At 63.2% G+C, this 9,860-nt stretch carries 6 protein-coding genes; all 6 read right to left on the reverse strand.

Annotated features, from left to right (window positions below; genetic code table 11):
• Window positions 1–85 precede the first annotated feature (85 nt).
• The 6 genes from KK141_RS11325 to KK141_RS11350 all read right to left on the reverse strand — a co-directional run bounded on the left by KK141_RS11325 (window position 86) and on the right by KK141_RS11350 (window position 9,813).
• Window positions 86–1,858: an FAD-binding oxidoreductase gene (locus tag KK141_RS11325; RefSeq protein WP_214572374.1), complete on the reverse strand. Its 1,773-nt coding sequence runs from the start codon at window positions 1,856–1,858 to the stop codon at window positions 86–88.
• 118 nt (window positions 1,859–1,976) lie between these two features.
• Window positions 1,977–3,752 (reverse strand): fatty acyl-AMP ligase, encoded by a 1,776-nt coding sequence (locus tag KK141_RS11330; protein ID WP_214572318.1) that lies wholly within the window; start codon window positions 3,750–3,752, stop codon window positions 1,977–1,979.
• A 130-nt stretch (window positions 3,753–3,882) separates the two neighbouring features.
• Entirely contained in the window at window positions 3,883–4,461 is a 579-nt protein-coding gene (locus tag KK141_RS11335) for a gamma carbonic anhydrase family protein (protein ID WP_214572317.1), read from the reverse strand.
• A complete protein-coding gene (locus KK141_RS11340) occupies window positions 4,458–7,229 on the reverse strand; it encodes an amino acid adenylation domain-containing protein (RefSeq protein ID WP_214572316.1) in 2,772 nt (923 codons plus the stop codon). The genes KK141_RS11335 and KK141_RS11340 overlap by 4 nt, the downstream gene beginning before the upstream one ends.
• Window positions 7,230–7,274: 45 nt before the next feature.
• Window positions 7,275–8,801, reverse strand: coding sequence for a condensation domain-containing protein (locus KK141_RS11345; RefSeq protein ID WP_214572315.1), 1,527 nt, complete (start codon window positions 8,799–8,801; stop codon window positions 7,275–7,277).
• Between the two features lie 40 nt (window positions 8,802–8,841).
• Entirely contained in the window at window positions 8,842–9,813 is a 972-nt protein-coding gene (locus KK141_RS11350) for a TauD/TfdA family dioxygenase (protein ID WP_214572314.1), read from the reverse strand.
• Window positions 9,814–9,860: the final 47 nt, after the last annotated feature.

Below are 9,860 nucleotides of genomic sequence, written 5' to 3' on the forward strand. Positions count from 1 at the left end.
CGCAGGCATGCATTCACTCCCGGACCGTGGCGATCCGCCGAGTGTTGTCTAATTGTCCGACAAATTCAAATCCGGCTGGCCGCGATCACGCCACGCGCGTAAATCCATCGGCGCTCCATTCCTCCGAGCCGACGCCATGGTGCACGGTGAAAAGCCCATCGGGGTCATAGCGCCGCTTCGCTTCCAGCAGGCGTGCGTAATTCGGGCCCCAGAAGCGGCTCTGCCAATCGCTCAGGAAATAATCGCTTTCGGAAACATAGCTGCCGGCCGCGGGATTCAGCCGATACAGTGCCGCCATCGCACGATCGAGATTCTGGATGTGACTGCGCGCCTGGCCCGCATCCGTCTTCGCGCCCGGCATGCCCGGAAACGCCGGATCGCCATGCGTGCCCACGATCGCCAATGCAAAGGCATCGAGCACCTGCGGGTTCATGGCGGTATGGCGGGTGCGCGCCATGGCATCCACGGCCCCGCCGGCCAGCCCCTTGCCGAAATACAGTTCCACGTAGCTGTTGCGGGATGCATCGATCAAGGCGTCGATCAGGCGCTCCTGCTGGCCCGCTTGCAACAGCGTTTCCGACAGCCATGCCGAACGGTAGCCGTGAATGAACCAGGCGGCTTCGTTCTGCTCGCCGTCCCAATAGGCACTCCAGTCCGGGGCGCCGGGGCGATCGTCAAAGCGCATATGCCCGGGAAAGCGCTGTTTGAAATAAGGGCCATCCCACAGATGCCGCGCAGGAACCGTCAATATCTTTGCCGGCTTGACGAAGCTGTATTCCTGGCGTGCACGCACCCATTCGAAGAAAGGCGCCCAGGTGCTTTCGACGGCAGATGCATCCAGATCCTGGAACATCATGGTAAGGCCAAGCACCTTGCCGCCCAGGGTGATGTGCTCGCCCCAGTTCGGGTTGAACAGTTTCGACTGGTAGAACTCCAGAAAACGGGCGATCAGCGCGCGATACGCCTCGTCGCTGGATGCGCGGATGTCGCCGCCCACGCCGCCGAAATAACTGGGCAGATCGAAGGTGCGCAAGGTCAGGCGGGTGACGATGCCGAAGCTGCCGCCTCCGCCTCCCTTCAAAGCCCAGAACAGATCCGGATTCCGGCACGCATTGGCAATGCGGATCTGCCCATCGGCCGTGACCAGCTCCGCTTCCAGCAGGTTGGCCGCGGCCGTGCCGAAGGTTTTGGAGAAATGCCCGAATCCACCGCTCTGCACCAGTCCGGCGACGCCCACCGTCGGGCAGCCGCCGCCCTGCACATAGCGTCCGCCCTGGGTGGTCACGGCGTGGTAGGCATCCATCCAGATACAACCGGCGCCCAGCGTGACGGCCGGACACGGAGCCTCGCGCCCCGCGCACCCCTGCCCCACAAAAGCCGCGTGATGCTCGATTTGCCGCATATGCCGCGTCCATACCAGCAGCGAATCGGGCGCGTTGGAGGTGCCCTGATAGCTGTGTCCGCCGCCTTTGACCACCAGACGCAATTGGTGCTCGCGCGCGAAATTGACGGCAACGGCCACGTCGCCCGCGTGCTTCGCGGCTACGGCGTAGCGGCTGGGCTGGGAAGTCCAGGCATCGAACCAGCCGCTGGTTTGCGTAAGGCCCGGCTGGTCGCCCAGGTAATACGGGTTGCGCAGATACTTCAGCGCCTCTTTCGCGTCCGGACCGTCGCCGGCGAAAGGCGATGCCGGCACGATCAGCCGCCCACCGACCTGTGCCTTAAGCGCATCCCACTGCGCCGGCTGCGGCCAGCCGGCCTCGCCGGGACGCACCCGCCGCAACGGGCCCGCCGTTCCGGTCTGCACCGCTTCGGACAGGCTCGCCAGCAACGTCCCCGACCAAGGAGCGCCCATCATCGCTTTCAAGAGCGTGCGCCGTTTCAATGAATACTCTCCGATCATGAAGCGGCGGGACCGACCATTACCGCTTTCGCAAAACCCACCTTAAGCCGACTACATGACGCATGGACGCGACTCAGCGGCGCGGAACGCCATGCATCAGCGCGCCGCTGATGTATTTGCTGCGGCAGCCGCTGCGCTCCACCTTGCCGCTGGTGGTCTTGGGCAGCAATCCCGGCGTCAGAAACACGATGTCGTGCACGCGCAGCTGGTGCTCCTGCGACACCTCGCGCCGGATGGCGCGCTCCAGCTCCTTGCGTTCCACCGCGTGCGCCGCATCGTTGCCCTCGGCGTCTTCCGCCAGCACGAACCCGCTCTTCAGTTCGCACACCAGCACCACGTGCACCTGCTCCTCGGTCTCCACCGAGAAGGCAATGCTGCACCCGGGCCGGAGGCAATCCAGCGCTTTCTCGACGGTGGCCTCGATATCCTGCGGATAATGATTGCGGCCTTCGACGATGATCAGGTCCTTGCGGCGCCCGGTAATCACCAGCTCGCCATCGAGCATGAAGCCCATGTCGCCGGTACGCATGAAATCCCGATCCGGAACGCCCACGATCCTGGCGCGGAATTTCTCTTCGGTTTCCACCGGCTTGTTCCAATAGCCCTTGGCGACCACGTCGCCATGCACCCAGACCTCGCCCACTTCACCATCGGGCAAGGCTTCCCTACTATCCGGATGGACGATGCGGGCGTCGACCTGCCATGACCCGCTAAACACCTGCCCGCAGCCCACCAGATGCCGCGCTGCCGCGCCTTCCGCCACCAGGCTTGCGCGGTGCTGCTCGAACGCTTCCGGATCCAGGCGGAAAAGCCTGGGCGCGCCATCGGCCATGCTGACGGCGAGCGTCGCCTCGGCCAATGCATACATGGGAGCCATCGCCTCCGCGGCGAAGCCGCACGGACCGAATGCGTCGAGAAAACGCTGGACGCTGCTCCAGCGGATCGGCTCCGCGCAATTATTGGCGCGGCGCCAATGGCTCAGGTCCAGGCTGGCGCGCTCTTCCGGTGTGCTCTTTCGCGCCACCAGGTCGAAGGAGAAATTCGGGCCGCCGCTATGCGAGACGCGGAAGCGATGCACGGCCTGGAGCCAGCGGATCGGATGCTGCACGAAATCGAACGGCGACATCAGGTAGACCGGCATGCCATGCGCGAGCGGCACCAGCAGGCCGTCGATCAGGCCGAAGTCGTGGAAGTACGGCATCCAGCAGACGGCGGCGGAACCTTGTTGCGCATAGGCGCCGACATGGTCGATATAACGCACCACGCTCATCAGATTGTGGTGCGTAATCATCACGCCCTTGGGGATCGAGGTCGATCCGGAGGTGTATTGCAGATACACCAGCTGGGACGTGTCGATGGCCTCTTCCACCCAGGCGGACGAGAGATCGTCCAGCTCATCCACGGCCACCCATTCCACCTGCTCGAAGCCTGGCATGGCGCCGGCGACGGACTGCAGGCGGTCCTTGATGGCCGCGGTGGTCAATACGAATCGCGCATCGCCATCGCGGATGACGTTCTGCACCCGGACCAGATAGCGATCGAGCTTGTTCGATGCGGGCGCCGGCATCGGCGCGCCGACCACCTGGCCGTAGGCGCAGCCGAGAAAGCCGTAGACCAGTTCGACGCCGGCATCGAACAGCATGATCGCGCGTGCGCCTCGGGCGTCGCGCTGCTGGAACCAGGCGGCCAGCGAGCGGGCCTTGCGATCGAGCTCGTGAAAGCTGAGCGTCGACGCCGGCTCTTCGCCGCGCTCCAGAAAGGTGATCGCCGGATAATCCGGTAAGCGGCCGGCCAGCGCACGGAACCGATCGACCAGGTGCCGGTGATCCGCGGCAACGATCTGAGCCACCGCCGCCTTGCGTGCAGCTTCCCTGTCCGCGCTTTTCAATGAATTAACTGGATACATGGCTCACCGATCCGCTGTCCGCGTTGAGTAACCTGCATGCCGCTGCCGTCCCGCAAGCGTCCTTGGCCGGCGCCTACAGGCTTCGAATATCGTTCTGCACATAGCGCCTTATGCGCGCCACATACGATTGAGCCGCCCGCTCCATCATCGCCAGATGCCGCTCGGTCACTTCGCCGACCACCCGCCCCGGAACACCCTGGACGATCGAATGATCGGGAATACGCTTGCCCTCGGTGACCAGGGATTTGGCGCCGATCAGGCAGTTGCGCCCGATCTCGGCACGATTCAGAACCACCGCGCCGATACCGATCAGCGACCCGTCGCCGACCGTGCAGCCATGCAGCATGACCAGATGGCCGACGCTCACCTTGTCGCCGACGACCAGCGGAATGCCAGGATCCGTATGCAGCACGGCGTTGTCCTGGATATTGCTTTCGCTGCCGATCGCGATGCGGTCGTTGTCGCCACGCAGCACGGCGCCGAACCATATGCTGGATGCCTGGCCGATATGCACGTCGCCGACGACCACGGCGGATGGAGCGATATAGCTGCCCGCTCCAAGCTCGAGCAGCGAGTCTTCCAGCGCAAAATAGTTGGAGTGCACTTCGCTTTTCCTGTCCGGGAGAGGTTTTCCGCGCGCAGCAGGCTTCATCTTGGGAATCGCATCCTTATCGTCCTGGCGACGATGCCGACGCCGGGTTGCTCCACCACCGCCACATGGCTACCGGCCACGGGGACGATATTGGCCTCTCCCATGGTCCGGCCTTGCCAATGCTCTCGCGCACCCTCGCGCTCGAGCGACTCGCCGGTCAGGAACACATCCATCGGCCCCGCATAAACAGGCGGCACATAACTGGACAGCGCCCTCATCTGCCGGCACATGTTGGTGAACAGATAATCGAGGTCGCCCGAGCCCAAGGTGGCCGGAACCTTTCCCCTGTCCCTGGCATAGGCCAGCACATGCTCAAGTTTCTCGGCATCCGTCATCTTCCAGAACGGCGGCCAGAACGGATGGTCGTCGTCGCAGATATCGTTCGATTCCCACGGGGCGAGAAATATCCCGAGAAAAGTGCACCACTCGGCATTTCTTTCGTTCTGCGCGCCGGGCAGTCTCTCTTCGAGAGCCTGTGCAGGAAGGTCGACGATCGGGGAACGGAAGTCATGCCGGGTATCCAGAATCCCCAGCGCTCCCACGCGCTCCCCGCGCGACAGCAATGCATGCGCCATCTGGAACGCAATCACCCCGCCCGAAGACCAGCCAAGAAGATGGTACGGCCCCGCCCCTGAGATCTTCTTTATCTGCGCGATATAGGTTTCGGCGATTGCCTCCACGGAATCGGGCAGGCACTCCCGCGAATGGAGGTTATTGGCCGCGAAACCGTACACGGTCACATCGTCGCCCAGCTCCGCGGCGAGCTTGTGGTACTGGCTGACATCGCCATCCAGGGCATGGATAAGGAACACCAGCGTTCGATGATCGCCGTCCTGGATAAGCACGGCGTTCGGGGTATCGGTCGGCCGCCGGCTTGAATATCCCGGCTGCGCTTTCGTCCGGCCGATGTATCCGGCCAGCTCAAGGACGGTCGGCCTTTCGAACAGCACACGCAGCGGAATCGTCACGCCAGTCTGCCGGGCCGCATCATGAATAAGGCGCGCCGCCAGAATGGACTGCCCGCCGAGGTCGAAGAAATTGTCCTCCACCCCCACCGTATCGAAACCCAGCAGCTGCGCGAACAGGCGAGCGAGCACTGACTCTTCCGGTGTCTCGGGGCGCCGGCTGGAGCTGGGCGCAATGAGCGCCGGCGGCAATGCCGCGCGATCGAGCTTGCCGTTCGGTGTCAGCGGCAGTGCTTCCAGCAGTACGACGGCCAGGGGAACCATGTACTCGGGCAGAAAATCGGCGGCGTAGCTTCTTAAGGCGGATGGCTCCATCGATACCGCCGGATGCGGCACGACATAACCGATCAGCTGCCGGCCGCCAGCCCGGTCCATCTGCGCCACCACCGCCGCCTGGCTGACATCCGGATGCGACGCCAGCACCGCCTCGATCTCGCCAGGCTCGATGCGAAAACCCCGGATCTTCACCTGATGGTCCAGGCGCCCCAGGTATTCGACATTTCCGTCCTGGAGATAACGGACAAGGTCACCCGTCCGGTATAGCCGGTCCCCAGTGACAAAGGGACTGTCGACAAATCGCTCGGCAGTAAGCTCGGGGCGATGGAGATAGCCGCGCGCAACCCCTGCCCCACCCACATAAAGCTCGCCTGTCGCTCCCACGCGAACCGGCTGCATCTTGCCATCGAGCACGTACAGCCGCGTGTTGGCGATCGGCCGGCCGATGGGAACACTCATTCCATCGCCCGTCTCGTACCTGAAAGCCGTGGCATAGACAGTCGTTTCGGTCGGGCCATAAGCGTTGATGAATGCGCGGCCGTTCGACCAGCGATCCGCCACCGGCTTGGGACAGGCTTCGCCCGTGGAAATCAGCGTGCGGATCGTCTTGAAATTCTCGTCGTCGTCCAAGGTGGCGAGCAGGGCCGGCGGCAAGGTCGCATGCGTTATACGGCAGCTGGCGACAAGGTCTTTCAGCGCGCTTATGGATTTTAAGGACTGCTCCGGCACCAGATAGAGGGCGGCGCCGTGCGCCAGCGCGGTGCCGATCTCGTAAATGCAGACATCGAAACTGAGCGAGGCAAACTGCAGAACGCGGCTGCCGGGCCCAATGCCGAAATCCGCGCCGAGCGTAACGGCCAGGCTGCACAGCCCGCGGTGCTCGATCATCACGCCTTTCGGACGCCCGGTCGAACCGGACGTATAGATGACGTAGGCAAGATGCCTTGGCGTGAGTCCTACCGTTTCGGGTAAGGGATTATCGACGGGCAGATCGAGCCGCCGCCCCAGGTCGTGGTCGAGATTCACCACGGCGGCGGCCCTATCGTGCGCCGTCCGGTTCAGGCGGACCTTCGCCGCATCATGGGTCAGCACGACGGCCGGGGCACTGTCCGACAACATGTAGCGCAGGCGTTCGGCCGGATACGAAGGATCCAAGGGCACATAAGCAGCGCCGGCCTTCAGCACAGCCAGCAGCGCGACCACCATGTCCAAGCTTCGTTCGAAACACAGGCCAATCCTGCTTTCGGCAACCACGCCAAGGTCGCGCAGGAAATGCGCCAGGCGATTGGCCCGCGCATTCAGCTCGGCATAGCTCAGGCTGTGCGCTTCGTAGACCAGCGCCGTGGCGTCCGGCGTTCTCTCGACTTGCCGTTCGAACAGCTGGTGCAGGCACAGATGCTGCGGAAATTCCCGTTCGGTGCGATTCCACTCCACCAGTAGCTGGCACCGCTCCCACGCCGGCAGCTCGTCCGGGCGCTTCTGCGGCTCCGCTGCGATCTCGTCGAATTCTTCCTCGCCTTTAAGCACGATCCAAATTCCTATGACTGATGCGCCATGCACGTCCAGACAGATTCAAACGCAGGCCTCGCCGATGCGCCGAAGTTTCGCCAGCAAGGTTTCGGCGAGCGCGGCGATCGTTTCATCCCTATGTATCGCCCCGCTGTAGATCAGCGATATTTCAAGGCCATCCCAGGCGCTGTCGCATTCGATCAGCAACTCGTGGGAGTACGGGTCGTGCAAAGCCGGATCGCCATGCGAATCGACCCTGAAAACGTGGCTGTCTTTACGCGGCGCGGCGCCATTCCCGTCCCCTGCCCCGCCTTTGACGAACAGCGTCGTGCGGTTGTTGAAGAAGACCTGCGGCCGCTGCATCCGCTGGAAGTCCGACCTGACCGCCGGATCCGGGTGGAGATAGCGCAGAAAGCCGTAGCCCAGGCCGAACTGGGTCGCATCCGTCATCCGCTTGCGGAGCGCCTCGAACGAGGCGGCCGAGGCCAGGGCATCGGTGCCGATATCCAGCCGCATGGGGAACTTGAACGTGGTCGGCCCCACCACTTCCAGGAAATCCATCCCGGGCACATGGCCGCCGCGCCCATGATGCTCGACGTCGATCGCCACTCCGGGGCTGCCCGACCAATCCGCAATGGCCGCCCCGGCGGCAATCAGCAGCGCATCGTTGATAAAGGAAGTATTCCTGGATGCAAGAACATCCGGGCCGACGAACAAGGTCATCATTCTTGAATTGCTGACGATATGCGTGCCGCTGGTGTAATCCACCGGAATCCCCGGCGTTTCGGCATTCACGAAATCGCCCCAATAGGACAACGAGCGCGCAAGAAACATTGGCCCGCTCATGTACTTGTGCAGCGTCTCGGCGTAATTCGCATAGCTGCACTGTGCCTTGACGCGGCCGTCCGCTTCCTGGCCGCTCGACAGCCGCGCATAACTGCCGACGATATCGGCGACCACCGAGTCGACGGCATAAGCATCCACGATATTGTGGTGCAGATAGACCAGCAGCGAGTCACCGGCCGCCCTGTGCTTGCACAAGGCCACATAAAGCACCGGCCCGTCGACCATGCTGAGCGTGCGCTCGACGTCCTTCTGGATGTCGAGCAGGCGATCCGCCGTGTTGTCGGTCACGTCGGACAGGATCACGGTCGGATCGCCCGGCGCGTCCAACAGGCACAGCGCCCAGGTGCCGTCGCGCCGGCGGCGCAGCCTTTGCCGGAACGTGTCGTAGCGGTCCATGGCCAGATAAACCGCCTGCCTGATCAGATCGAAGCGGACATCTCCACCAAGATGCACCTGGCGTTTCACCGACCACCGGTGTTCAAGCGGATTGAAGGTCTCCAGGTACCAGCCATGCCAAGGCGTCAGCGGCAGCTCGCCCGCCTCGCGGGCATCGGAGGCCGGCCGCGCCACCTGAGCCATGCCCCGCTCGATCAGGCCGATCAGCTCCTGCTTGCAGCGCCTTACCTCCTCGAGCAGGGAGCCGGTAAATGCCCCCGGCGGCGCCCGATAGCTGAGCGCGCCATCCTTTACGGAAAGCTCGATCTGCTTGTATTCCAGCGTAAGCAGCAAATCAGCAAGATGCATCGGAATCCCTTCTTCTACTCGCCACGGTGACCACCGACGCTCACGCAAAGGCCGCGGCCAATCGCCTCACACCTGTCCCCGGCGTCCATCCGCAGGCCGAATGCGCCCAGGTCATATTGTTCATGACGACCAGCTCGCCCTGCCGAAGCTTTCGCACGATGGCCCGATTGAAGATCGAAGGCAGCCGGATGCCGGAAGACCACACCTTGCGATGCAGGCTGCAGTCCAGGACGCTGCCGTCATCGATTCCATCAGGGGCCTTGAACAGGCCGACCTGCCGCAGCGCCTTGATGAATTCTTTGGCGATGTCCCGATCCACATTGCCGATGGTGTCCCAGCACACGAAGCGGTCGGCGCCGAGAATCCTGGAGTGGCTTTTCCTGGCCGGCTGCAGGACGGCGTACCTGGACACGCCGGTGACCGGCGTATCCATCAGATACACCACGTCGTCTCCCTCCTTGACCACATCCCTGGGCCATTCGACTTCGCAGGTCATTTTCAGGGTCGCGATCTCCATCCTGGTCAATTCAGGCCGATCGGTCTTGACCTTGTATTTGAACTCCTTCACCTCCCGCCACACTTCCTCGTCGTCGGAAGACCCCCACAGGATGGTCTCGCCGCCATCGGTGCTGTTCTCGTAGCAGTAGAAGGACGACAGCTGCATGTTCATGCCGCTGTTCCCTTCCGAATGCGGCGGTATGAAGTTGTATTCGCCACGCTCGTTCACCGTCATGAAGTACTTGCCGACGTTCTGCCGGTGGCCGTGGATGGCCGCGAATCCAGCCTGGATTTCCAGCTCTTCGCCCAGGTCGAACTCGGCCGCGATGCCGCTGATCAAGCGGTCCGCCTCCTCCGGCGAAACGCCCTGGATCAGCACGACCTTGTCTTTGGACAGGATCTGTGCGATCCGGCCGAAGCCGGCGTCGGAGGCCTGCAGCACGACCATATGCTCGGAGTCCTGCGTATCCAGGCCGGCCAGATCGAATATGGATTCTTCAGAGACGGTGGCCATTCAATGCATGCCTTTCATGAGTGAGGTGATGGCGCGGGCGGCGGGCA

It is taken from the genome of Dyella sp. LX-66 (assembly GCF_018599165.1).
Classification (GTDB): domain Bacteria; phylum Pseudomonadota; class Gammaproteobacteria; order Xanthomonadales; family Rhodanobacteraceae; genus Dyella_D; species Dyella_D marensis.